This is a genomic window from Glacieibacterium frigidum (assembly GCF_007097155.1).
Lineage (GTDB): Bacteria > Pseudomonadota > Alphaproteobacteria > Sphingomonadales > Sphingomonadaceae > Glacieibacterium > Glacieibacterium frigidum.
On record NZ_VJWA01000001.1, the window covers coordinates 1,890,724 to 1,914,691 of the forward strand.

Here is a 23,968-nt window from a genome sequence, read left to right on the forward strand (position 1 = left end):
TCAGGCGAGCAGAAATTCGACCAGCGCGCGCACCTTCGCCTGACGCCACTGCGGCGTGGGGGCGATCAGCCAGTAGGACTTGGCGCAGGGCTGCGGTTCGCCTGCGGCAGTGACGCGCCCCGCAGCGAGGTCGGCCGCCGCCAGAGTCGCAGGAACCAGCGCACTGCCCAAGCCGAGTGCTGCAGCGTCGATCGCCAGGCCTGCGTCGCCCACCGTCAGCCCGTCGGCATCGGGGTCGAGCGGGTGGACGATGCGCGGGCCCTCGCCGACGAGCACCAAGGTCTCGGTCGCCAGCGTGCGCCCGTGGATGCCCTCTTCCTGTGGCTCGCCGTCGAAGACGATCGCGAGGTCGAGATTGGCCTGGGTGAAATCGACCGGACCGTCCTGCGCCGCGAGCACGAAGCGCACGTCGGGGTGCGCCCGCGCATAGTCCGCCAGCCGCGCGGCGAGCCACTTGGCGGTAAAGTCGCGCGGGGCGGCGATGGTCAGCACCTTCGACCCCTGCGCGTCCTGCAGGATGCGGACCGATTCCTCGAACTGGATGAAACCGGCGCGCAAGGCAGGCAACGCGCGCTCGGCCTCGGGAGTGAGTTCCAGATTGCGCGTCAGGCGGCGGAACAGCACGACGCCGAGCGTATCCTCGAGCGCACGGACCTGCTGGCCGACCGCGGCGGGGGTCACCGCGAGCTCGTCGGCGGCCTTGGTGAACGACAGGTGCCGCGCGGCGGCGTCGAAGACGCGCAACGCGTTGAGCGGGAGGTGAGTGCGCTTCAATGCACCGCCCCGCGCTCGTGCGGGATGTCGAGCGAGAACATCGGGATCGCGACCGCGAACAGCCCGCCGTCGGCGGCGAAGGCGTAGGTGCCGTGCATCGTCCCCGACGGCGTCGGCAGCGGGCAGCCCGAGACATAATCGAAGCTCTCGCCCGGGCCGAGCAGCGGCTGTTCGCCGACGACGCCCTCGCCCTCGACCTCCTCAACGTGGCCGCGTGCGTCGGTGATGATCCAGTGGCGGGAGATCAGCTGGACGTCGCGCGTCGATCCATTCTCGATGCGGACATGGTAGCTCCACGCGTACCGCCCGTCGTCGGGGTCCGACTGGTCGGGCAGGTAGCGCGGTGCGACGCGGACGGTGATGTCCGCCGTGACCTGCGCGTACGGGAAGAACGCCGACATCATAGCCCGGCCCTCTTCAACGCTTGGGTCAAGTCGGCGATCAGGTCGCGCGGGTCCTCGAGGCCGACCGACAGGCGCAGCAGCCCTTCGGTGATCCCCATCTCCTCGCGCACCGTCGGCGACACGCTGGCGTGCGTCGTCGACGCGCAGTGCGTCATCAGCGAACGCGAATCGCCGAGGTTATTGCAGATGTCGATGATCTCCAGCGCGTCGAGCAGCGCGTGCGCCTGCACGCGGTCCTCGACGTGCAAAGTGACGATCGTGCCACCGCCCGACATCTGGCGCATCGCGAGGTCGTGCTGCGGGTGGCTCGGCAGGCCGGGGTAGAGCGTCACCGGCACGCGACCCTCTAGAAAGCTGGCGACCGCATGCGCGTTGTCGACCATGCGCCGGACGCGCAGGTCGAGCGTCTCCAAGGACTTGAGCAGCAGCCACGCATTGAAGGCGCTCAGCACCGGCCCGGTGTGGCGCGTGTAGGCGAGATAGATGTCGTTGATCCACTGCGCCGAGCCGAGCACCGCACCCGCCAGCACGCGCCCCTGCCCGTCGATATGCTTGGTGGCGGAATAGCAGACGACGTCGGCGCCGAGCTTGAGCGGCTGCTGCAGGATCGGCGAGGCGAAGGCGTTGTCGATCACCACCAGCGCGCCGGCGTCGTGGCCGATGTCCGAAATCGCCGCGATATCGCAGACGTCGAGCGTCGGGTTGGCCGGCGTCTCGAGGAAGAACGCCTTCGTGTTCGGTCGCCGCGCGCGTGCCCAGGCCTCGGTATCGCGTCCGTCGACGATCGTCGTCTCGATGCCGAACTTGGGCAGGATGGTATCGACGAGGACGCGGCACGACCCGAACAGCGCGCGGCCTGCAACGAGGTGATCGCCCGCCGACAAATGGCTCATCAGCGCCGCCGACATCGCCGCCATGCCGGTGCAGGTGGCTCGGCCCGCCTCGGCACCCTCCATCAGGCACAGCCGCTCCTCGAGCATCTGCACGGTCGGGTTCTGCAGCCGCGAATAGGTCATGCCCGTCTCGGTGCCGGCGAACCGCCCCGCCGCCTGGCCCGCGCTGTCATAGGCATAGCCCGAGGTGAGGAAGATCGCCTCCGACGTCTCGCCATACTCGCTGCGCGCCGTGCCGCCGCGCACCGCCTGCGTCGCGGGGTGCCAGTTGCGCGTGACGCTGCGGTCCTGTCCGGTGTGTCGTTTCATGGGGTGGGGCTTAGCCGCGCGTGCGCATTCAACGCAAGGCGACGGTCTTCACCGCCTCCCACGGCCCGTCGAGGTAGCGCCACACGTCGATGCCGACGATGCGCGCCGTCCACGGCTGAAAGGTCGCGCTCAGCAGCGCCAACGTGGCGCGAGCAACCGCGGGGTCGACCTTGTTCTGGACGGTCACGTGCCCGCGCCAGCCCTGCCGGTCCTGCGGGATCAGCAGCGGCGCCCAGGCATCGGCGAGCTCGGCGCGGATCGCCGCCAGTCCCTCGCAGTGGAGCGTCAGCGCGACGCCCTTGCCGAGCGAGCGCAGGCCCGCGACCTCGATCTCGGGGGCGGGATGGTGGCGCGCGGTGAACTTCAGCCGGTCGACGACCGCCTCGAGTTCGCTGCCGGGAAGATGGTGGAACAGCGAGATGTGCGCGGGCACGCGGTTGATCTCGGCGGGGTAATGCGCCCGGCGCAGGGCCTCGAACTTGGCCATGCTGGCCGGATCGGCGCGCGCAGTCAGGATGAGGGGGTGGGGATCGGTCACTCGACCGGTTTAGCGGGCCAATGGTCCTTGTCGAACCCGCCGCGGGCGTCGAGGTCGGCGCCCGACAGCGGCAGCGAAAGCGCGCCGTCCTCGGGATCGACGGTGAAATCGCACCACGAGATCGCGTGCAGCGTCTCGCCGACGCCGAGCACGCCGCCGCGCGCCAGCACGACATAGGCGATCGCGCCTTGGCCCGCGGTCAGCATGATCTCGGCGATCTTGCCCAGAGTCTCGCCGTCCTTGCCCTTGACCGGACTTTCAAGGATCGCGCCGACGGCGATCAGTGTTGCCTGCGGGGCGTCGGCGACGGTCGCTTCGCTCGTCATGAGCGGCGGAACACGCGCGCGCTGGTCGCGGTCGCGGAGTCGGCGCCCTTTTCGTAGCGCGCGCGGATGCCGAGCCAGCGCCACACGCCGACGAGGTTGACGAACAGCAGGAAGACGTTCTGCCACAGCAGGTTCGGCTGGTCGGTCACCGCGCCGATGACGATCCAGCCGATCGACCCGACGCTGAACACGACGAAGCCCCAGCCGGTGATCTTCGTCCCCAGATTGGCGGCGACGAGGATCGCGGCGAGCGTCGTCGCGATCGGCGCGACCCAGTTTGCGGCGGTTTCCATTGCGTGCGCTGAACGGAGTGGTTCGAACGCGGTTCCGCCGCCCTTCACGCGGCAAGCTGGCGCACGTATTGCGGCGGGCGTGACCCCCGCCCTTCCCGCTCCGCGCTGGCCCTGGGCCGTCGCCGCCGCGCTGCTGATCGCGCTCGCACTGATCACGCCGGTTAACCACGACGAGGACCAGTATCTCGCCGCCGCCAATCTGGTGTCGCGGGGGCTGCGGCCCTTCGGCGACTTCATGTACCTGCAGACGCCCGTCCAGCCGTGGCTGCTCGCGCCGGTCGCGTGGCTTGCGGACGGGTGGAGCTTCATCGCGCTGCGGCTGGTCAGCGCAGTTGCCGGGCTCGGTACGCTGGCGCTGGTGTACGCAGCGCAGCGGCGGGCCGGGGTGACTCCAAGGCACGCACTGATCGCGACCGCGCTGTGCGGCAGTTGCGTGCCTTTCCTGTTCGGCATGAGCTTGGCGCGCAACGACGCGCTGCCCGCGTTGCTGCTGGCGGTCGCGCTGTGGGCGGCGGCGCGGGGGCGGACGCTCGACTGGGGGGTCGCGGGGCTGGCGCTCGGGTGTGCCGCAAGCATCAAGATTTCGTACGGGCTGCCGCTGGCGTTCGGCGGCTTCTGGCTGCTGTGGCAGGCGGTGCGCACGCAGTCGGTGGCACCCATGCTGGCATGGGGGATCGGCGGGGTGATCGCCCTGCTGCCGACCGCGCTGACCTGGGCGGCGTACGCGCAAGCGTTCGAATACGGCGTCTTCCGCTATGCCGCGGAGGGCGCGAAGATCTGGTACGACCTCAACGGCATCGGCGACCGGCTGTCGCTGGCGGCGAAGCTGCGCGACACGGGGGTGGCGCTGGCGATAGGGCCGGCGCTGGTCGCGCTGATCGTTCTTCTCTTTCTTCGTCGGGATGACGGTAAAAAATACCGCGCCTTCGTCATCACCCTTCTCGTCGCCGGTGTCGTTGCCGCCATCCTCCCGACCCCGACCTACCGCCAGTACTTCCTGCCCGTACTGCCACCGCTGTTCGTTGCCCTCGGCCTCGCGATGCCCCTCGGGCGCTGGCCGCTGCGGATCATGGCGGCGCTGGGTGTCGCGGCGGTCGCGGTCTATGCGGGGCTCGGCGTCGCCGACGCGGTCAGGCGCGGCCCGGCGGCGTGGTGCGTCACGAGCCAGGCGCACTGGATCGGGGCGCAGGCGGCGGGGCCGATCGTCACCTTCTCGCCGACCTATGTGGTCGACAGCGGCGTGCCGCTCGATCCGCGCTTCGCCACCGGCACGCACGTCTGGCGCTCGGGCGACCTGCGCTCGGACGCCGAACTCGGCGCCTTCAAGGTCACGTCGCGGCGCACGCTGGCGCGCGAACTTGACGCCCGGCCGCCGGGCGCGATCCTGACGGGGTTCGAGGGTGCGTCGGGGGTCAATCGCCGCATCATTCCCGACGAGGTCCTGAACGACTGGGCGCGGACCAACGGCTACCGCGCGGTGCCGACCCCGTATGGCGGAATGCTCTGGCTAAAGCGGTGACAGGTCGCTGTCGCGGCGGCGGATGACGAGGTTTCGGATCTCGGTCATGTCCTCCATCGCGAAGCGCACGCCCTCGCGGCCAAGGCCTGAATCCTTGACGCCGCCATAAGGCATGTTGTCGACGCGGTAGCTCGGCACGTCGTTGATCACGACGCCGCCGACCTCCAATTTGTCCCACGCCTTCATCATGTTGAACAGGTCGCGGGTGAACACGCCGGCCTGCAGGCCGAACTTCGAATCGTTGACCTCGTCGAGGGCCGCGTCGAAATCCTCGAACTTCGAGAAGAAGGCGACCGGGCCGAACGCCTCCTCGCGGTACAGGTCGGTCGAGCGCGGCACGCCTTCCAGCAGCGTCGCCTCGAGCATCGCGCCGTCGCGTGTTCCCCCGCAGAGCAAAGTCGCGCCGGCAGCGGTCGCCCCCTGGATCCAGCCGTCGAGGCGGGCGGCCTCCTTCACGTCGATCATCGGGCCGATGAAGGTCTTCTCGTTGCTCGGATTGCCCGCGATCAGTTTCGCCGTCAGCGCCACGAGCTTCGCCTTGAACGCGTCGTAGACGCTCGCGTGGACGATGATGCGCTGGACGCCGATGCACGACTGGCCCGACTGGTAGAAGGCACCGAAGACCGTGCGCGCAGCGGCGTCGTCGAGATCGGCATCCTTGTCGATGATCACCGCCGCGTTGCCGCCGAGTTCGAGCACGACCTTCTTCTTGCCGGCCTTCGCCTTCAGCGCCCAGCCGACGTCGGGGGAGCCCGTGAAACTGAGCAGCTTCAGCCGGTCATCGGTGGTGAACAGGTCGGCGCCGTCGCGGTGCGCCGGCAGGATCGAAAAGGCACCGAGCGGCAGGTCGGTTTCGGCCAGCACCTCGCCGATTATGATCGCACCCAGCGGCGTGCGGCTGGCGGGCTTCATGACGAACGGGCAGCCGACCGCGAGCGCCGGGGCGATCTTGTGCGCGGCAAGGTTGAGCGGGAAATTGAACGGCGAGACGAAGCTGCACGGCCCGATCGGCACGCGCTTCCACATTCCCATATAGCCCTTGGCGCGGGGGCTGATGTCGAGCGGCTGAACCTCCCCGGTCATCCGCACGCTTTCTTCAGCGGCAATCCGGAACGTGTCGATCAGGCGGCCGACTTCGCCGCGCGAATCGTTGATCGGCTTGCCCGCCTCGATGCAAAGTGCATGCGCGAGCTCGTCCTTGCGCTCGGTGAAGCGTGTCACGCAGTGCGCTAGCACCGCCTGGCGCTCGTACGCCGCCATGCGCGCACATGCCGGGGCGGCCGCGACCGCCGCCGCGATGCCGCGGTCGATGGTGGCGGCGTCAGCGAGCGCGACGCGCGTTGCGACCTCGCCGGTGAACTTGTCGGTGACCTCCAGGTCAGTGTTCGGTTGCTCGGCGCGATTGGCGACGTAGAGCGGGTAAGTCGGTTGCAGGCCGGGCATGATCGGGTTCTCCGCAGGGTCGTTGCACCGCTACAGCCTCCATCGTGAAAGCGCAAAAATGGCGCATTTGGTGCAACGCAGCAATGTCCATTAACGCAAATCAGTAATCGTTAAAAAATAATTTATATTTGGGGGAACAGGTCGGTTAAGAATGGGTTATCGCGCCTAGCCCGGGAAGATTGTCGCAGGGTGCGGCGAGGTTCTTTGGATTTGTTCGTTGTTTGGAGTATCCCCCATGAAATTGCTTTCGACCCTCGCGCTCGCTGCGGGTTTTGCGGTTGCCGCGCCGGCCGCCGCCGTCACGACCTTCGCGACGTTCACTGCCACGTCGTTGTTTCCGAGCGTCGAGTTCACCGGTGCCGCCAACGGTGCCGGCACGCTGAGCAGCACCGCCCAGCCGGTTACCTTCCGTTTCCTCGACGCAGTCGGCGGCACGCCCACTGATTTCGACGCGATCTTCAACCTACTCGCCACCACGGCTGGCGGCAGCGTTACGAGCGGCATCGGCTTCGCCCCGGTCATCGGCGGCAGCTTCAGCTTCACCTCGGCGTCGGCAGTGACGTTCGGCGGCGCGACAGGCACCAACTTCCTGACCGGCACCTTCTCGGGCAGCGCCGTGACGGCGCAGATCGACGGCACCACCGCCAACTACGGCGTTGCGCAGCCGCCGGCCTTCGTGACCTTCACGTCGGACTTCCTCGACTTCTCGCAGTCGACCGCGCGTGACCTGGCGTTCGCGATCACCGGCATCAACCCGACCGTCTCGGCCGGCAGCTTCGACGGTGGCGTGGGCAGCTTCGCCGGCACCATCACCGGCAGCTTCAGCGCCGACCAGTTCGCCGGTGGCGGCCTGCCGGTCGTTCCCGAGCCTGCGACCTGGGCACTGATGATCGGCGGCTTCGGCATGGTCGGCACCGCGATGCGCCGTCGCAAGTCGCTCCCGACCGTCACCGCCTAATTAGCTTTCGCTAATTCGGTTAACGGCCGTCGCCCCACCGGGCGGCGGCCGTTTTCGTTTCGGGCCCTCCCCTCGTCATTTCACTGTCGCTTAAGCCGTTGCGGGGCCGCGTATAAACCTATCGTCGCTTCACCTGCGAAAGCGCACTCTCCGTCGATCCATCATCGACGCTTAACTTATCGTCGTTAACACCAAGCAAGCGAGACCGTCTCCCGGGGGGGAGTTGACCGGCAGGTGCCGGGCGGCTGCGAGAGTGGAGTAAAGTGATGGGTCAGCGCTTTGCACGTTACGGGCGGGTCTTGTTGGGGGTGGCGGCGATAGCGGTGGCAGTGCCTGCGGTCGCGTTGCCGGCACAATCATGGAACGGTTACAAATGGGCGCGCACCAGCACGCTCTCGATCAAGTTCGGCGACAACGTCTCGGCCGCCTGGGATCCGTACATCGCGACCGCCGCGCAGCAGTGGAGCGCGGTCGCCAACATCGACTTCATCCCCACCGCCGGCAGCACCACCGGCGCGGCGTGCGGCCCGAAGTACGGCACGGTCCAGGTTTGCAGCGGCAACTACGGCGCGACGGGCTGGCTGGGCTACACCAGCGTCTGGCTGGGCGGCGGCTTCATCAACCAGGTGACGATCAAGCTGAACGACTATTATTTCTCGCAGCCGCAGTACAACACCGCCGCTTGGCGCGCGCAGACTGCCTGCCACGAGGCCGGCCATGCGCTCGGCCTCGCGCACACCAACGACATCCGCACCAATTCCAACACCGGCAGCTGCATGGACGTGACCAACGATCCGACCGGCCTGCTGCCGGGCTACAGGCTCGCCAACACCGCGCCGAACGCCATCGATTTCGCGGCGCTCGCGGCGATCTATGCCAAGGTCGACAAGACCCAGCTGCCGCAGACGCGGACCATGCTGGCCACGCACAGCCTGGGGGCCATCGGCTTCGAATCGATCGAGACCCTGGCCTTCGTCCCCGAACCCGGCACTTGGGCGATGATGATCACCGGCTTCGGCCTGGTCGGCAGCGCGATGCGGCGGCGGACGCTCAAGACCGTCACCGCCTGACGACACGCTGCGGCCCGACGCCACGCCGGTTGCGTCGGGCCGCAGCTGTTCTATATCGGTCATACGGCAATCTGACCCGAGGGTGACCGATGAGTTTCGTGCGCGGCACCTGGAAGGTGCTGGTCGGCATCAAGGACCTGCTCGTCCTGCTGCTGCTTCTGCTGTTCTTCGTCGCTCTATGGGCGGCGCTCAATGCGCGCGCACCGCTCAGCGTGCCGTCGGGCGCGGCACTGGTGCTCGACCTCGACGGCTCGGTCGTCGAGCAGGCGACGCCGGGCACGGCCTTCACCTTCTTCAGCGGCGCCGACACGCCGCCCGAAATCCAGGTCCGCGACGTCATCGCCGCGCTCGACAGCGCGCGCACCGACAGCCGCATCAAGCTCGCGGTGCTCGATCTCGACACCTTCCTCGGGGCGGGCCAAGCCAATCTCCAGTCGATCGGCGCGGCGCTGCGCGCCTTCAAGGCGGCGGGCAAGCCCGTCTATGCCTATGCCACCGCCTATACCGACGACGGCTACTACCTCGCGAGCCAGGCGTCGCAGGCATGGGTCAACCCATTGGGCGGCGTGCTGCTCAGCGGCCCCGGCGGCCCCAACCTGTATTTCAAGGCGGCGCTCGACAAGCTCGACATCGATGTCGAGGTCTTCAAGGTCGGCACCTACAAGTCGGCGGTCGAGCCGTTCACCCGCGCCGACGCCTCGCCCGAGGCCGAGAAGGTCGAGCAGATCCTCGTCGACACGATCTGGGACAGCTATGCCGCCGATGTCGCAGCAGCGCGCAAGGGCGCCAACGTCGATGCGTTCCTCGCGAACCTGCCGGCGCGCGTTGCAGCCTCGAAAGGCGATTTCGCCGCGACTGCGCAAAAGGCCGGCCTGATCGACAGGATCGGCAACCGCGCGGAGTTCGGCCGGATGATCGCAAAGACCGTCGGCGAGGGCAGCGACGGGCGCCCCGGCTCGTTCAACGGCATCAAGCTGAACCGCTACCGCGCCGCGACCAAGACGACCGGCAGCGGGGACGCGATCGGCATCGTCTATGTCGCGGGCACTATCGTCGACGGCGAGGCGCCCAACGGCCAGGCGGGCGGCGACACGATCGCCGAGCAGATCGACATCGCGCTCGCCAACCCCGACATCAAGGCGCTTGTCGTGCGCATCGATTCGCCCGGCGGGTCGGTGCTGGCGTCGGAGCATATCCGCGAGGCGTTGAGCGAGGCGCGCGGTCGCGGCGTGCCCGTCGTCGCATCGTTCGGACCCGTCGCGGCGAGCGGCGGCTATTGGGTCGCGACGGCAGCCGACGAGATCGTCGCCCAGCCCTCGACGATCACCGGATCGATCGGCGTGTTCGCGATCATCCCGACCTTCAACCGCGCGCTGAAGGACCTCGGCGTCGGCACCGACGGCGTCAAGTCGACCCCCTATTCGGGCGACCCCGACGTGCTGCGCGGCCTGACCCCCGAGACGCGCGCCATCCTGCAGGCGTCGGTCGAGGACATCTATCGCCGCTTCACGGGCCTCGTCGCGGGTGCGCGCAAGCTGCCCGCGGCGCGGGTCGACGAGATCGGTCAGGGCCGTGTCTGGGCGGGCACGACCGCCAAGCAGATCGGCTTGGTCGACAAGCTCGGCGGCCTCGACGTTGCGATTGCAGCTGCGGCGAAGCGGGCGAGCCTGCCTGCCGATACGCGCACCATCGACGTCGAGAAGGCTCCGCCGCTGCTCGGCCAGCTGCTCGCCAGCGCGCTGGGCGTCGAAGAGGGTGACGACGCCGAAAGCACCGCGCGCGACCCGTTCGCGCGTGCCGCCGCTTTGTCGCGCCTGCGCCTGTTCGCGGCGTTCGGCGAAGCCCAGGCGGTCGCCCGCGGCCCGACGATCCAGGCGCACTGCCTGTCGTGCTCCAGCCTGTCGGCACCGCGCCCGGTGGCGGTCGCGGCCGGTACGGGGTGGATGGCGAAGCTGGCGGGGACGTTGCTGGGGCGCTAGTCCCGATACCCTGGCAGCGCGACGTTCCACCGGAGCGCGACCGCCCGTAGCGCAAAGCCCGCCGCCGCGCCGACCAGCCCTGCAACCTCCACCCCGGCACCCGCCAGGTCGAGCCCGACGAACACCACCGCTGCCAGCGCGGCCGCCGAGACATAGATCTCGCGGCGCAGCAGCACCGACGGCTGACCCGCCAGCACGTCGCGGACGATGCCGCCGAAGCTCGCGGTCAGTACGCCCATCGCCACCGCTGCCAATGGCGGCACGCCGTAGCTGAGCGCCTTGGCCGCGCCGATTACCGCATACGCCGCAAGGCCGACGGCATCGAGCCACAGCAGCGCATCCTCGCGGAACCGGTCGCCGCGCAGCAGCCAGACAGCGCCCGCCGCGATCATGCACACGCCGAGATAGTCCGAGCGGTACACCCAGAACACCGGCGCGCCGATCAGCAGGTCGCGCAGCGTGCCGCCGCCGACCCCGGTGACCGCGGCGAAGAAGGCGAAGGTGACGATCGTATGCTTGGCCCGCGCCGCCGCGAGCGCCCCCGACGCCGCGAAGACCGCGACGCCGGCATAGTCGAGACCGGCGAGCAGCGGGCGGGCGGCTTCGATAGTGAGGGCGGTGGTGAGGGGCATGATTTCCGCCTTATCGCGTTCGGCGGCGGCATGCGACCCGCGCGCCTGATGACGAATCCGCGTGCGTGCCCTATATGGGCTCCATGAACACAGCCGTCCTGACCGCTGAGCGGGCCGAATTCACGGCACCCGCCCCCGCCCCGCGCGTGTCGTCCGACGACGCCGCGATGATCCGCGAGGCGGCGCGGCTGACGCGCGACCTCAACAGTCCGAACGCCGCGATCTTCTGGGGCGACCTGCTCGCGTCCGCCGTGCTCGGCTATGGCGCGCTCGCATTGGCGATCGTCGCTGGCCCTTGGTGGCTGACCGTCGCCGCGAGCATCGTCGCGATCCTCGCACTCTACCGCGCGGGCAGCTTCATCCACGAGCTGACGCATCTCAAGCCCAACGCGGTCGCGGGTTTCCGCACGGGCTGGAACCTGCTGCTCGGCGTGCCGCTGCTCGTGCCGTCGTTCCTGTACGAGGGCGTCCACAACCTCCACCACGCGCGCACGCGCTATGGCACCGCCGACGACCCCGAGTATCTGCCGCTGGCACTGATGAAGCCCGCGACTTTGCTGGTGTTTCTCGGCGTGTCGGCGATCGCGCCGATCGTGCTGCTGCTGCGCTTCGGCGTCATCGCGCCGCTGTCGTTCGTCATCCCCGGTTTCCGCCGGCTCGTCGTCGAGCGCTATTCGGCGCTGAGCATCAACCCCGCCTTCCGCCGCAAGGCGCCCGAGGGTGCGGTGGCGCGCGACTGGCTGGTCTGGGAAAGCCTCGCCAGTGTCTGGGCGATCGCGCTGCTGACGATGGTCGCCACCGGTGTCATCCCGCTCCGGTCGTTCGCAATCCTGCTGATCGTCGCGTCGGGCGTCGCGGTGCTCAACCAGGTCCGCACCCTCGTCGCACATCTGTGGGAGAACGACGGCGACCCGATCAGCGTCACCGCCCAGTATCTCGACACGGTCAACGTGCCCCCGCCGGGCCTGCTGCCCGCACTCTGGGCGCCCGTGGGCCTGCGTTATCACGCGCTGCACCACCTGCTTCCCGGCGTGCCGTACCACGCGCTCGGTGAGGCGCACCGGCGCCTCGCGGCGGGCCTGCCGTCGACCTCGGCGTACCATGTCGCCAACCATGCCGGGCTGAGCGGCCTCGTCGTGCGCCTCGTCGGCGGATCGGTCCGCGCCTCGCGCTAGGCGCGCCGACGCCGGAAGTAGACGACGATCAACACGATCCCGCTGATCACCGAGATCAGCGACAGCACGGCGCTTGCGATCAGCACCGGATGGTGCGTGTCCTCCCGCTCAACGGGATCGAGGATGTGCAGCCCCCACGCGAGGTCGTGCCACCGCCACGTGTTCGTGCGCAGCGCGAGGATGTCGCCCGCAGTCCCGACATAGACGTGCGTCCCGTTGGGCCAGTCGATGCGCCATGCCCCGCCGGGACGGCGCAGTTCGAGCGGCGGCGGGTCGGGCACGCGCGTCACCACCGGCTCGCCGCTCAGCACTGTCGCGGCGCGCACCACCGCCACGGCGTCGGCGGCAGTCAACGTCCAGTGCTTGCCAGTCCGAGCATCGACCAGCCACTTCGCCTTGCCTTCAGTGACGCGCCACACCGGACGGCCGAGCACGGTCGTCAGTTCGAGCGCGTCGGTGCGCCCGGTCATCGCTTCAGCGGGCGACACGACCGCCCCGACGCCGCGCAGGTCGACGGGCGCGAGCGTGCGGCGCAGATGCTCGCCGCGCACCGTCTCGATCGGGTTTGCGGTCATCAGCAGGCCGCTGGCGGTCCACAGCAGCAGCTGGACCGCAACGACGATGCCGACCCACAAATGGGTCGCGTAGAGCCAGCCGCGCCAGCCGCGTCTGCGAGGGGTCAGCCGTATCATCGCGCGGGCCTAGCGCGAGGGCGAGGGCCGCGCCAGCGTCAGCGCCCGCCCTTCGCGCCCGCCTCCTCGCTCGCCAGATACTTCGCCTGCACGCCGACATAGCCGCGCACCGCCTCGATATCGTCCTTCGTCAGATACTTGCCGAAGCCGATCATGCCGCGGTCCTTCAGCGCGCCGTCGTGGACGATGGTCTGCCACATCGCCGGGTCCGCCAGCGCCCCCGAGCGTCGCAGGTCGGGCAGCACGCCCGACGAGCGCGCGCCGCCGCCGTGGCAGACGCCGCAATTGCCCTCGAACACCTCGCCGCCATGCGTCAGCTGGACCGCGGTGAACGTCTCCGTCGGCGGGTTGGGCGGCGGCAGGTCGAGCGGCGGCGGGGGCGGAAGCTTGGCGGTGCCACCCACCTTGAACACCAGCACGCGGCCGTTCTGCGCGGGGCGGACCTCGTCGAAGCCGCTGCTGATCGGATAGGCGCCGCCATAGCCCGCCATGACCGCGACGTACTGGACGCCCTTGACCGTGTAGGTCACCGGCCCGGCGATCACGCCGGTCTGCGCGGGGAACTCCCACAGCTTACTGCCCTTGGCGGCGTCGAACGCCTGGAAGGTGCCGCGCCCCGTTCCCTGGAAGACGAGGTTGCCCGCCGTCGCGAGCGCGCCGCCGTTCCACGGGCCGTCATACTGCGCACGCCACACCTCGCGCTGCGCGACGGGGTCCCAGGCGATCAGCTGCCCCTTGAGCATGGAGCGGATCGCCTTGGTCTGCGCGCGGTCGTTGGGCGGCGCGTTCTTGTAGGCGTCGACGGCGATGTTCCATGCGCCGGCGCGATACTTATAACCGGTCGCGGTCTCGTAGTAATAAGGCACGTCCTGCGCGGGCAGGTAGACGAGGCCGGTCTGCGGCGAATAGGCCATCGGGTGCCAGTTGTGCGCGCCGAGCGCCGACGGCGCCATCATCGTGCCGGCCTTCTGGAAGCGCGCCCCCTCGACCTCGATCGGGCGCCCGGTCTTCAGGTCGACCCCCGTCGCCCAGGTCTGCGCGACGAAGTTCTTCGCGGAGATCAGCTTTCCGCTCGTCCGGTCGACGACGTAGAAGAACCCGTTCTTCGGCGCCTGCATCAGTGCCTTGCGCTTGACGCCGTCGATCGTCAGGTCGGCGAGGATGATCGGCTGGGTCTGGGTGAAATCCCACGTCTCGCCCGGCGTCCCCTGGTAATGCCACTTGTACGCGCCTGTATCGGGGTCGAGCGCGACGACCGAAGACAGGAACAGATTGTCGCCCTTGCCTTCGCTGCGGACCTGCTGGTTCCAGGGCGAGCCGTTGCCGACGCCGATGTACAGCTGGTCGAGTTCGGGATCGTAGACGATCGCGTCCCACACCGTCCCGCCGCCGCCCGCCCGCCAGTATTTGCCGAACCACGTGGCGCTCGCGGTCGCGAGGATCGAATCCGACGCCGCGCCGTCCGGCCCCTTCGCCGGATCGCCGGGCACGGTGTAGAAGCGCCAAGCCATCTTGCCCGTCATCGCGTCGTACGCGCTGACATAGCCGCGCACGCCATACTCGGCGCCGCCGTTGCCGATGACGACCCGCCCCTTCACGATCCGCGGCGCGCCGGTGATCGTGTACGGCTTCGACTGGTCGACGGTGACCACCGACCACACGACCTTCCCCGTCGCGGCATCGAGCGCGATCAGCCGCCCGTCGAGCGTGCCGAGGTAAAGCCGCCCGCGATACGCCGCGAGGCCGCGGTTGACGACGTCGCAGCACGCCGAAAAGCCGCGCTCGCCGGGGACCTTGGGGTCGAAGGTCCACAGCGGCTTGCCCGTCGCGGCATCGAGCGCGGCGACCTTCGACCAGGCGGTCGTGGTGTACATCACCCCGTCGATGACGAGCGGCGTCGCCTCCTGCCCGCGATTGGTGTCGAGGTCGTACGACCACGCCAGCCCCAGCTTGCCGACATTCCCCGCGTTGATCTGGTCGAGCGTCGAGAAGCGCTGCTCGAGATAGGTGCCGCCGTGCGTCAGCCAGTTGCCGGGCTCCGCCGCCGCGCCGAGCAGGCGCTCGCTGGTCACCGCGGCGCGCTGGGGGGCGGCGCCGCCCAGCCCGATCCACGCAGCGCCTGCCAGTGCCAGGATACTCGTCGACGCTCGCCAGCCCATCGCCCACTCCCCTGCCGCCGCCGGTTCCCGGTCGTGCGGAGCAAAAGCTAGCAGCCGGCCGGGGCCGTGCCAAGCGACACCGCGCCGCGCCGAGGGACCCGGAACGTGAACGGCGGCGTTCAGCCTGCAGTCTCCGGGAGCTTACGCATGACCTTCGCCCATCGCCTGTTGCTGGGCTCTGCCCTCGCCTTCGCTGCTGCCGCATCGGCGCAGGCGCCTGGGCCGGGCCAGATCGGCGAGCGCAGCGTCGAGCCCTCGGGCCAGCGTCTGCCCAATCCCGAGGCTGCCAACGTCCGCGTAGCGGGTGCGGTCTACGAGCCGCGCGCCGAGAAGCCGGGCCCAGACTTCGCGGCGTCGCTGAAGGTCCCGCAGGGCTTCAAGGTCGACGTGTTCGCGCAGGATCTCGGCAATGCGCGCATGCTCGCCGTCGCGCCCGACGGAACGGTGTACCTCAGCCGCCGCACCGAGGGCGACATCGTCATGCTCAAGGACACCAATCGCGACGGCAAGGCCGACACGCGCGCCATCGTCGCCAAGCGCCGCGGGCTGCACGGCATCACGATCCACAACAACGTGATGTACATCGTCGGCACGCACGACGTGTGGACCGCGCAGGTGCGTCCCGACGGCACGCTGTCCGAACTGACGCGGATCATCGAGGACTTGCCCGATGCTGGGCAGCACCTGAACCGCACGCTCGCGGTAGGCCCCGACAACATGCTGTACATCTCGATCGGATCGACGTGCGACGCGTGCCGGGAGAGTAGCGACGAGAACGCGGCGATCGTGCGCGCGAGCCTCGACGGCAAGTCGCGGACGATCTTCGCGAGCGGCTTGCGCAATACGATCGGCTTCGGCTGGCACCCCGCGACGTCGGAAATGTGGGGCTGGGACCAGGGCATCGACTGGCTGGGCGACGAGCATCAGCGCGAGGAGGTCAACAAGATCGAGCGCGGCAAGATGTACGGCTGGCCGCTGATCTATGGCGACGGCGGCTTCAACCCGCAGGACGACGAGCATGCCGGGGTCAAGGTCCCCGAGTTCGACACGCTCGCGAAGCGTCCCGTTGTGACCTACACCGCGCACTCGGCGGGCATGCAGATGGTCTTCAATACCGGGCGGATGTTCCCGGGGGCGTACGCGGGCGACGCCTTCATCGCGCAGCGCGGTTCGTGGAATCGCAGCAGCCCGGCAGGCTATGAGATCACGCGCATCCGCTTCGAGAACGGCGCCGCGGCCGCGGTCGAGCCCTTCGTCACGGGCTTCGTCCGCAAGACCGGCGACGGTCACGCGCAGTACGGGCGGCTGGCCGGCACCGCGATGGCGCCCGACGGCGCGCTGCTGTTCAGCGACGACAAGAACGGCGTGATCTACCGGGTCAGCTATTCCGGCAGCCCGGGCGCGCCCGTCGCAGCGCGGGCGCGCGTGGCTGTCGAGCGCGACGAACCTCGCCTCGCGGGTCCGGCGATCGCCATAGCACGGCCCGAGACGGCGACGGCGGCCAAGCTCACCGTCCGTTCCGCCGACATCGCCGCCAACGCGCTGATCCCGGCGCGGCACAGTGCCTACTACGAGGACACGTCGCCCCAGCTCGGCTGGTCGGGCGCGCCGCTCAACACGCAGAGCTATGTCGTCATCGTCGACGATCCCGACGCGCCGAAGCCCAAGCCGCTGACGCACTGGATCGCCTACGACATCCCGGCGACGCTGGTCGCGCTACCCGGCGGCCTGCCCGGCGACATGCGGGTCAAGACGGGCTTCGTCCACGGCCGCAACTCGCGCGGCGGCACCGGCTGGTTCGGTCCGCGCCCGAAGGTCGGCGAGCCGGCGCATCGCTATCACTTCCAGGTCTTCGCGCTCAGCGCACCGCTGGGCCTCGCACCCGGTGCCGAGCGCGAGGCGGTGATCGCCGCGATGGCGGGCAAGGTCATCGCCAAGGGCGAGCTGGTCGGCCGCTACGCCCAGGCGCGGCCGGCGGCGAAGCTCTAGAGCGTATTCACCCAGACGTTGAAGATCGTCACCGCGCCGGCGGCGATCATCAGCCCGGCCTTGAGCTTCGTCCCGACGTGCTTGACAAGCATCCACACGCCAGTGCCGATCAGCGCGAAAGCCGCAAACATCGCCGCGGTGATCGCGGCCTGGGTCAGGTCGCTCATGCCAGCGCCTGTGCGACGGCGCGGGCCCAGCGCGCGCGGCGAGCGGCACGGTCTTCGGGGGAGATGGCGGGTTCGAACACGCGGTCGCTCTGGCGCATTGCGGCGGCTTCGTCGAGTGAGGCGAACAGTCCCGCCCCGACGCCTGCCAGCATTGCGGCACCCAGCGCGGTCGTCTCGATGACCCGCGGGCGCTCGACGATCAGTCCGGTGGTGTCGGCGAGGTCCTGGCACAGCCAGTCGTTCGCCACCATGCCGCCGTCGACGCGCAACCGTTCGGGCGCGACGCCGTCCGACGCCAGCGCCGCGAGCAGGTCGGCGGTCTGGTGCCCCATCGCCTCGAGCGCGGCGCGGGCGACGTGCGCACGCGTCGTGCCGCCCGATAGGCCGGTCAGCAGGCCGCGCACGTCGGGCCGCCAGTGCGGCGCGCCCATGCCCGCGAGCGCCGGCACGAACACCACGCCGCTACTGTCGGGCACGCTGCGCGCCAGCGCCTCGGTCTCGGCGCTGTCCCCGATGATGCCGAGACCGTCGCGCAGCCACTGCACCGCCGCGCCCGCGGTGAAGATGCTGCCCTCCAGCGCGTAGGACGCGACCCCGTCCAGCCGCCACGCCAGCGTCGCGAGCAGGCGATGCGCCGACACCGGTGTCTCCGGCCCGGCGTGGGCGAGGACGAAGCAGCCAGTGCCGTAGGTCGCCTTCACTTGTCCCGGGGACAGGCACGCCTGGCCGATGGCGGCGGCATGCTGGTCGCCCGCGCTGCCGGTGATCGCGATCTCGTGGCCCAGCAGCGTCGTCGTCCCGAGCGCGCCTGCGCAGTCGGTGATCGCGGGCAGCGGTCCGCGCGGCACCCCGAGAAGTTCGAGCATCGCGTCGTCCCACGCGCAGGTGCCCAAGTTCATCAGCAGCGTGCGCGAGGCGTTGGTCGCGTCGGTCGCGTGCACCCGCCCCTCGGTCAGGCGGAACAGCAGGTACGAATCGATCGTGCCGAGCCGCAGTGTCCCAGCCTCCGCCGCCGCCTTGACGGCAGGCCATTCGGCCAGCGCCCAGGCGATCTTGGTGCCCGAGAAATAGGGGTCGAGCAGCAGGCCGGTCGTCGCCTGCACGACCGCCTCGTGCCCGCCGTCGCGCAATTGCCCGCAGGCGTCGGCCGTCCGCCGGTCCTGCCAGACGATCGCCGGGGCAAGCGGTTCGCCGGTCGCGGCATCCCAGAACACCACTGTCTCGCGCTGATTGGTCAGGCCGAGGCAGGCGATGCGGCCTTCCCCGACCTCAGCAGCGACATCGCGCAGGCACGCCAGGCTATGGTCCCAGATCTCGGCGGCGTCGTGCTCGACCCAACCGGGCCGCGGGAAGTGCTGCGTGAGCGGCCGCGCGGCTTGCGCGACGATATTGCCCGCCAGGTCGAACGCCAGCGCGCGGGTCGAGGTCGTGCCTTCGTCGAGGACGAGGATCAGGTCGTTCATCCGCCTTCCCTAACAAGCGCGGCGCTCGTAGTTAAGCGGCGGTGATCCACGACCTCCTCATCATCGGCGGCGGCATCAACGGCGCCGGCATTGCCCGCGACGCCGCGGGGCGCGGGCTGTCGGTGGCGCTGGTCGAGGCGGGTGACCTGGCGGGCGCGACGTCGAGCGCATCGACCAAGCTGATCCACGGCGGCCTCCGCTACCTCGAATTCTACGCCTTCGGGCTGGTCCGCAAGGCGCTGGCCGAGCGCGAGGTGATCCTCGACATTGCACCGCACATCAGCTGGCCGCAGGGCTTCGTGCTGCCCGTCGTGCCCGGGCGGCCCGAGTGGATGCTGCGCGCCGGGCTGTTCCTTTACGACCGGCTGGCGAAGCGCCGCGTCGTGCCGGGGTCGGCGCGCATCGACCTGCGCGGCGAGCGTGCCGGTCGCGCGCTGCAGGCGAAGTACCGCCGCGCTTATCGCTACTGGGACGGCTGGATCGACGATGCGCGCCTCGTCGTCGCCAACGTCCGCGACGCCGCCGACAAGGGGGCACTTGTCCGGACAAGGACGCGGGTCACCGCCGCGCATCACGACGGCGACGTGTGGCACGTCGACCTCGACAGCGGCGAGACACTCACCGCGAGATATCTCGTCAACGCCGCCGGCCCCTGGGCGGAGAGCGTCGCGCGCAAGGTCATGGGCCGCAACGACGCGCCGCCGCTCAAGCTGGTGCAGGGCTCTCACCTCGTCACGCGCCGCGTCCATCTGGGCAAGGACGCCTTCATGCTGCAGCAGCCCGATGGCCGCATCGTCTTCGTGCTGCCCTACGAGCGCGACTTCTCGCTGGTCGGCACCACCGAGCGCGACGTCGACACACCCGAGGCTGCGGGGATCACCGATGCCGAGACCGACTATCTGCTGGGCGCCGCCAACGCCTATCTGACGCATCCGCTAGGCCGCGACGACATCGTCCACCGCTTCGCCGGGGTCCGCCCGCTGATCCTCGAACCCGGCAAGGGCGACCGCGAGACCAGCCGCGATTACCGCCTCGTCGAGCACCCCGGCGTCGCCGCGATGACCGTCGTCGGCGGCAAGATCACCACCTACCGCGTGCTCGCCGAAGCGGTGATGAAGATCGTCGCGCCAGCCACGAAGATCTGGACGGCCGCCGCCCCCCTGCCCGGCGGCGACGTCCCCCGCGACAAGGGCGAGACCGGCCAGGCGGCGTTCGCGCGCTGGCTCGACCAGCTGATCGTCGCCCACGCCGATTATGACCCCAGGATCGTCAAGCGCCTCGCCAAGACGCTCGGCACGGCCGCCGAGCCCCTGCTGACCGCCGGGCTGGGCGAGAACCTCGGCGGCGTGTTCGAGGCCGAGCTCACCTATTTCCGCGACCACGAATGGGCGACCACCTCGGACGACGTTCTGTGGCGCCGCACCAAGCTGGGGCTGCACCTCGATGGTGCGGCAAAGGCCCGCGTCGCCGCGTGGTTCGGCGAGGCGGAGGCGCCGATGGACGACGTGCCCGCCGCCGGCCACCGCTTCGCGACGCCGGGCGGCTAGGCTCTACCCGCAAGGCAGCGCGCAAACACCTCCGGCCCGACGTTGCCGCCCGACAAGATCACCAGCGCCGTCTTCCCCCGGAGGTCGACCACCCCCTCCAGCGCCGCCGCCAGCGCCACGGCGCCGCCGGGTTCGACGACGAGTTTCAGTTCGCGGAAGGCGAAGGAGACCGCGGCCGCCGCCTGGTCGTCGCTGACCACGACACCGCGCGCGCCGTAGCTGCTCAGGATGCCGAATGTCAGCGGCGACATGGCGAGGGTCTGGAGCGCGTCGCAGATCGTCGGGCCGGGGTTGTCGACGGGGAGTATCATGCCCGCGGCGAGGCTGCGCACCACGTCGTCATAGCCGATCGGCTCGACCGCGACGACGGGCAGCCCCGAACCGATGGCGATGCCGCTCGCCAGCCCGCCGCCGCCGCAGCAGACCAGCGCGACATCGGCTGCGACGCCCATCGCCGCGAGGTCGGCCGCCGCCTCGAGTCCTGCCGTGCCCTGCCCCGCGACGATATAGGGGTCGTCATAGGGCGGCACGATCACCGCGCCGCGGGTCGCAGCCAGCGCCGCGGCGATGGCGGCGCGGTCCTCGGTGTAGCGGTCGTACAGTACGACCTCGGCCCCGTGTGCCCGGGTGCGCGCGACCTTCACCGCGGGGGCGTCGGCGGGCATGACGATCGTCGCGGGCAGGCCGAGCAGCTTCGCCGCCAGCGCCACGCCCTGCGCGTGGTTACCCGACGAGTAGGCCACGACACCGCCGGGCGCCTCGCCGGGGGTCAGCGCCGACAGGCGATTGAAGGCGCCGCGGAACTTGAACGAGCCCGTGCGCTGCAGATTCTCGGGCTTCAACCACAGCTTGCCGCCGGTCGCGGCGTCGAGCGCGTCCGAGCGCAGCAGCGGCGTGCGCACCGCATAACCGGCGATCCGGGCGGCCGCAGCCTCCACATCGACACGAGAAACCATTCAAAAAACTCCCTTTTTGGCCGCCGGTTAAGTTTTTGATCGGCCACGCGAAAACCACGAAAAACGCTGTCACAAAAAACCGCTTTACAGGGGGGGTCTGCGACCCTAGATACGCCCTCCGCTGCCCCATGGGACTTCCAACCGCAAGGCAGTTTGTTGCAGCACCGTCGCTGCGAACCTACCCCCGGAGGTCCCTTGAATTGCACAAGCCATATAACGCGCTGGGGGTAGCCCGCGACGCACGTCCGTCGCAGCCCGTCACCCTCGTCCGCCCGCACGCCGCCCTTCGCGCGGCCCGGTTCTTCGCGCAGAAGTTCCCGGGCACGTCGATGTATGCCGTGAAGGCGAACCCTTCGCCCGACCTGCTCCGCGTCCTGTGGGACGGCGGCATCAAGACCTACGACGTCGCGTCGATCGCCGAGGTGCGCCTGGTGCGCGCCACGCTGCCCGAGGCGACCCTGTGCTTCATGCACCCGGTCAAGCCGTTCGAGAGCGTCTTCGAGGCGTATCACACGCACGGCGTCCGCGTGTTCTCGCTGGACGGCATGGACGAGCTGGAGAAGATCGTCGAGGCGACCTCGACCGATGGTGTCGCGGCGACCGACCTGACCCTTTGCGTCCGCCTGCGCGTGTCGTCGTCGCATTCGAAGCTCAGCCTGGCGTCGAAGTTCGGCGTCGGCGTCGAGGATGCGGCCCCCGTGCTGATGGCGGCTCGCCAGGCGGCGGACGCGCTCGGTATCTGCTTCCACGTCGGTTCGCAGGCGATGAGCCCCGCGGCCTACTCGGACGCGCTGGCCCTGGTGCGCGCGGCGATCGTCGCGGCGGGCGTTACCGTGGACGTTGTCGATGTCGGCGGCGGTTTCCCGTCGATCTATCCCGGCATGGAGCCGACCGGCCTGCAGCGCTATTTCGACGTCATCCACGCGGCGTTCGAGGACCTGCCCGTCAGCTACTCGGCCGAACTGTGGTGCGAGCCCGGTCGTGCACTGTGTGCCGAGTACGCGTCGCTGATCGTCCGCGTCGAGAAGCGTCGCGGCGACACGCTGTTCATCAACGACGGCGCGTACGGCGCGCTGTTCGATGCGGCGCATGTCGACTGGCGCTTCCCGGCCGAGCTGCTGCGCGAGGTGCCGAGCCACGCCAAGCCGCTGGGCTTCAGCTTCTACGGCCCGACGTGCGACGACATGGACTTCATGCGCGGCCCGTTCATGCTGCCCGCCGACGTCCAGGCGGGCGACTATCTCGAGATCGGCATGCTCGGCGCGTACGGCTGCGCGATGCGCACTGCGTTCAACGGCTTCACCAACGGCGACACCCAGGTCGCCGGCGACGAGCCGATGGAGTCGGCGTACGTTGTCACCGAGCCGTCACGCGAGGTCGTTACCCCGATGCGGCGGGTGAAGCGCTAGGCCCTACACCCTCCCCTTCAGGGGAGGGTCGGAGAGACACCGCGTAGTGGTGGCCCCGGGGTGGGGCCCCACCCGCGGGCCGGCTTCGCCGTCTCTCGCACCCTCCCCTGAAGGGGAGGGTCAAGTTCCCGTTCGGCGCTGGATGGTCCAGCCGCGGGCGGCGCCTCGGCGCCGAGCCTCCCAACGGAGACCGACATGACGTCCACCATCAACGACACGCGCAAGGCCGAGCTGCTCTCGACCGAAGTGCGCCACATCGACATCACCTCGTTCGACGCACGCCCGATCATCGACGGCATGGGGGGCATGAGCTTCACCAGCCGCGATCTGGCGCGCGCGACGCGCATCTACAACGACATGCTGCAGGACAAGGACTGCACGATCTTCCTGGTGGTCGCGGGCTCGACGAGCGCCGGCGGCTGCATGGACCTGTACGCCAAGCTGCTCGAATCAAACATGATCGACGGCATCGTCGCGACCGGCGCGACCATCGTCGACATGGATTTCTTCGAGGGTCTCGGCCACAAGCACTATCAGGCGCTCGAAGTGCCCGACGACGACACGCTGCGCTCGCTCTACATCGACCGCATCTACGACACCTACATCGACGAGGAGCAGCTGCAGGACTGCGACCACACGATCCTCGAGATCGCCAACAGCCTCGAGCCGCGCCCCTACTCCAGCCGCGCGTTCATCCGCGAGATGGGCAAGTATCTCGTCGAGCACGGCAAGAAGGAAAACAGCCTCGTCAAGCTGGCGTACGAGCACGACGTGCCGATCTTCTGCCCGGCGTTCGTCGATTCGTCGGCGGGCTTCGGGCTGGTCAAGCACCAGGTCGACCGCGCCAAGGAGGGCAAGCCCTACATGGTGCTCGACGCCATCGCCGACTTCCGCGAGCTGACCGACATCAAGATCAAGGCGGGCACCACGGGCCTGCTGATGATCGGCGGCGGCGTGCCGAAGAACTTCATCCAGGACACCGTCGTCTGCGCCGAGATCCTGGGTCACGACGACGTCCAGGTCCACAAGTACGCGGTGCAGATCACCGTGGCGGACGTGCGCGACGGCGCGTGCAGCTCGTCGACGCTGCAGGAGGCCGCGTCGTGGGGCAAGGTCAACACCGGCATCGAGCAGATGGTGTTCGCCGAGGCCGGCTCGGTGATGCCGCTGCTCGCCAGCGACGCCTATCACCGCGGCCACTGGCAGGACCGCGTCAAGCGCCGCTGGGGCGCGATCTTCGACTAAGGCCGTTTACCCCGCGTCGCGCAGTGCC

The 23,968-nt window shown here is 69.4% G+C and carries 22 protein-coding genes; 9 read left to right on the forward strand and 13 right to left on the reverse strand.

Annotated features, from left to right (window positions below; all coding sequences use genetic code 11):
- The 6 genes from FMM06_RS09230 to FMM06_RS16790 are packed head-to-tail and all read right to left on the reverse strand — an operon-like array spanning position 1 to position 3,537.
- Positions 1 to 774 carry a LysR substrate-binding domain-containing protein gene (locus tag FMM06_RS09230; RefSeq protein ID WP_144236952.1) on the reverse strand — a complete coding sequence of 258 codons (774 nt, stop codon included), beginning with the start codon at positions 772 to 774 and terminating at the stop codon, positions 1 to 3.
- Complete coding sequence (apaG, locus tag FMM06_RS09235; RefSeq protein ID WP_144237172.1) at positions 771 to 1,175, reverse strand: Co2+/Mg2+ efflux protein ApaG; 405 nt, start codon at positions 1,173 to 1,175, stop codon at positions 771 to 773. Before apaG ends, FMM06_RS09230 begins: the two co-directional genes overlap by 4 nt.
- Entirely contained in the window at positions 1,175 to 2,380 is a 1,206-nt protein-coding gene (gene metZ, locus FMM06_RS09240; RefSeq protein WP_144236953.1) for an O-succinylhomoserine sulfhydrylase, read from the reverse strand. Before metZ ends, apaG begins: the two co-directional genes overlap by 1 nt.
- 28 nt (positions 2,381 to 2,408) lie before the next feature.
- Positions 2,409 to 2,918, reverse strand: a complete 510-nt coding sequence (locus FMM06_RS09245; RefSeq protein ID WP_235889187.1) for a 2'-5' RNA ligase family protein — start codon at positions 2,916 to 2,918, stop codon at positions 2,409 to 2,411.
- Entirely contained in the window at positions 2,915 to 3,244 is a 330-nt protein-coding gene (locus FMM06_RS09250) for a PRC-barrel domain-containing protein (protein ID WP_144236954.1), read from the reverse strand. Before FMM06_RS09250 ends, FMM06_RS09245 begins: the two co-directional genes overlap by 4 nt.
- Positions 3,241 to 3,537, reverse strand: coding sequence for a hypothetical protein (locus tag FMM06_RS16790; RefSeq protein WP_185965112.1), 297 nt, complete (start codon positions 3,535 to 3,537; stop codon positions 3,241 to 3,243). Before FMM06_RS16790 ends, FMM06_RS09250 begins: the two co-directional genes overlap by 4 nt.
- Positions 3,538 to 3,616: 79 nt before the next feature.
- Here FMM06_RS16790 and FMM06_RS09255 point away from each other — a divergent pair, with 79 nt between their 5' ends.
- Positions 3,617 to 5,056 carry an ArnT family glycosyltransferase gene (locus FMM06_RS09255; protein ID WP_185965113.1) on the forward strand — a complete coding sequence of 480 codons (1,440 nt, stop codon included), beginning with the start codon at positions 3,617 to 3,619 and terminating at the stop codon, positions 5,054 to 5,056.
- Here the strand turns inward: FMM06_RS09255 and FMM06_RS09260 are convergent.
- Positions 5,045 to 6,499 (reverse strand): aldehyde dehydrogenase family protein, encoded by a 1,455-nt coding sequence (locus FMM06_RS09260; RefSeq protein WP_144236956.1) that lies wholly within the window; start codon positions 6,497 to 6,499, stop codon positions 5,045 to 5,047. The two genes, FMM06_RS09255 and FMM06_RS09260, sit on opposite strands and share 12 nt — an antisense overlap.
- Positions 6,500 to 6,734: 235 nt before the next feature.
- Between FMM06_RS09260 and FMM06_RS09265 the strand changes: the two genes are divergently transcribed.
- The 3 genes from FMM06_RS09265 to sppA all read left to right on the forward strand — a co-directional run bounded on the left by FMM06_RS09265 (position 6,735) and on the right by sppA (position 10,506).
- Positions 6,735 to 7,457, forward strand: coding sequence for a PEPxxWA-CTERM sorting domain-containing protein (locus tag FMM06_RS09265; protein WP_144236957.1), 723 nt, complete (start codon positions 6,735 to 6,737; stop codon positions 7,455 to 7,457).
- A gap of 329 nt (positions 7,458 to 7,786) precedes the next feature.
- Complete coding sequence (locus FMM06_RS17185; RefSeq protein ID WP_235889189.1) at positions 7,787 to 8,527, forward strand: PEPxxWA-CTERM sorting domain-containing protein; 741 nt, start codon at positions 7,787 to 7,789, stop codon at positions 8,525 to 8,527.
- Between the two features lie 89 nt (positions 8,528 to 8,616).
- Entirely contained in the window at positions 8,617 to 10,506 is a 1,890-nt protein-coding gene (gene sppA, locus FMM06_RS09275; RefSeq protein WP_144236958.1) for a signal peptide peptidase SppA, read from the forward strand.
- Here sppA and FMM06_RS09280 read toward each other — a convergent pair.
- Positions 10,503 to 11,138 carry a trimeric intracellular cation channel family protein gene (locus FMM06_RS09280; RefSeq protein WP_144236959.1) on the reverse strand — a complete coding sequence of 212 codons (636 nt, stop codon included), beginning with the start codon at positions 11,136 to 11,138 and terminating at the stop codon, positions 10,503 to 10,505. The two genes, sppA and FMM06_RS09280, sit on opposite strands and share 4 nt — an antisense overlap.
- 83 nt (positions 11,139 to 11,221) lie before the next feature.
- Here FMM06_RS09280 and FMM06_RS09285 point away from each other — a divergent pair, with 83 nt between their 5' ends.
- Entirely contained in the window at positions 11,222 to 12,313 is a 1,092-nt protein-coding gene (locus FMM06_RS09285) for a fatty acid desaturase family protein (protein ID WP_144236960.1), read from the forward strand.
- On the opposite strand, the gene FMM06_RS09290 is transcribed toward FMM06_RS09285, so the two are convergent.
- Together FMM06_RS09290 and FMM06_RS09295 are read right to left on the reverse strand one after the other, a co-directional pair.
- Positions 12,310 to 13,005: a hypothetical protein gene (locus tag FMM06_RS09290; RefSeq protein ID WP_144236961.1), complete on the reverse strand. Its 696-nt coding sequence runs from the start codon at positions 13,003 to 13,005 to the stop codon at positions 12,310 to 12,312. The genes FMM06_RS09285 and FMM06_RS09290 overlap by 4 nt on opposite strands.
- A 38-nt stretch (positions 13,006 to 13,043) precedes the next feature.
- Positions 13,044 to 15,164, reverse strand: a complete 2,121-nt coding sequence (locus tag FMM06_RS09295) for a PQQ-dependent dehydrogenase, methanol/ethanol family (protein ID WP_144236962.1) — start codon at positions 15,162 to 15,164, stop codon at positions 13,044 to 13,046.
- A 147-nt stretch (positions 15,165 to 15,311) separates the two neighbouring features.
- Here FMM06_RS09295 and FMM06_RS09300 point away from each other — a divergent pair, with 147 nt between their 5' ends.
- Positions 15,312 to 17,153 carry a YbhB/YbcL family Raf kinase inhibitor-like protein gene (locus FMM06_RS09300; RefSeq protein WP_185965114.1) on the forward strand — a complete coding sequence of 614 codons (1,842 nt, stop codon included), beginning with the start codon at positions 15,312 to 15,314 and terminating at the stop codon, positions 17,151 to 17,153.
- Here the strand turns inward: FMM06_RS09300 and FMM06_RS16795 are convergent.
- Positions 17,150 to 17,320, reverse strand: a complete 171-nt coding sequence (locus FMM06_RS16795) for a hypothetical protein (protein ID WP_185965115.1) — start codon at positions 17,318 to 17,320, stop codon at positions 17,150 to 17,152. The genes FMM06_RS09300 and FMM06_RS16795 overlap by 4 nt on opposite strands.
- Positions 17,317 to 18,783, reverse strand: a complete 1,467-nt coding sequence (gene glpK / locus FMM06_RS09305; protein WP_144236963.1) for a glycerol kinase GlpK — start codon at positions 18,781 to 18,783, stop codon at positions 17,317 to 17,319. The genes FMM06_RS16795 and glpK overlap by 4 nt, the downstream gene beginning before the upstream one ends.
- 41 nt (positions 18,784 to 18,824) lie before the next feature.
- Here glpK and glpD point away from each other — a divergent pair, with 41 nt between their 5' ends.
- Positions 18,825 to 20,330 (forward strand): glycerol-3-phosphate dehydrogenase, encoded by a 1,506-nt coding sequence (gene glpD / locus FMM06_RS09310; RefSeq protein WP_144236964.1) that lies wholly within the window; start codon positions 18,825 to 18,827, stop codon positions 20,328 to 20,330.
- On the opposite strand, the gene FMM06_RS09315 is transcribed toward glpD, so the two are convergent.
- Positions 20,327 to 21,286: a threonine ammonia-lyase gene (locus FMM06_RS09315; RefSeq protein WP_144236965.1), complete on the reverse strand. Its 960-nt coding sequence runs from the start codon at positions 21,284 to 21,286 to the stop codon at positions 20,327 to 20,329. The genes glpD and FMM06_RS09315 overlap by 4 nt on opposite strands.
- Positions 21,287 to 21,486: 200 nt before the next feature.
- Here FMM06_RS09315 and FMM06_RS09320 point away from each other — a divergent pair, with 200 nt between their 5' ends.
- On the forward strand, positions 21,487 to 22,695 hold the full coding sequence (locus FMM06_RS09320; RefSeq protein ID WP_144236966.1) for a type III PLP-dependent enzyme domain-containing protein: 1,209 nt from the start codon (positions 21,487 to 21,489) through the stop codon (positions 22,693 to 22,695).
- 195 nt (positions 22,696 to 22,890) lie between these two features.
- Positions 22,891 to 23,940, forward strand: a complete 1,050-nt coding sequence (locus tag FMM06_RS09325; protein WP_144236967.1) for a 1,9-bis(guanidino)-5-aza-nonane synthase — start codon at positions 22,891 to 22,893, stop codon at positions 23,938 to 23,940.
- The last annotated feature ends 28 nt before the right edge of the window (positions 23,941 to 23,968 follow it).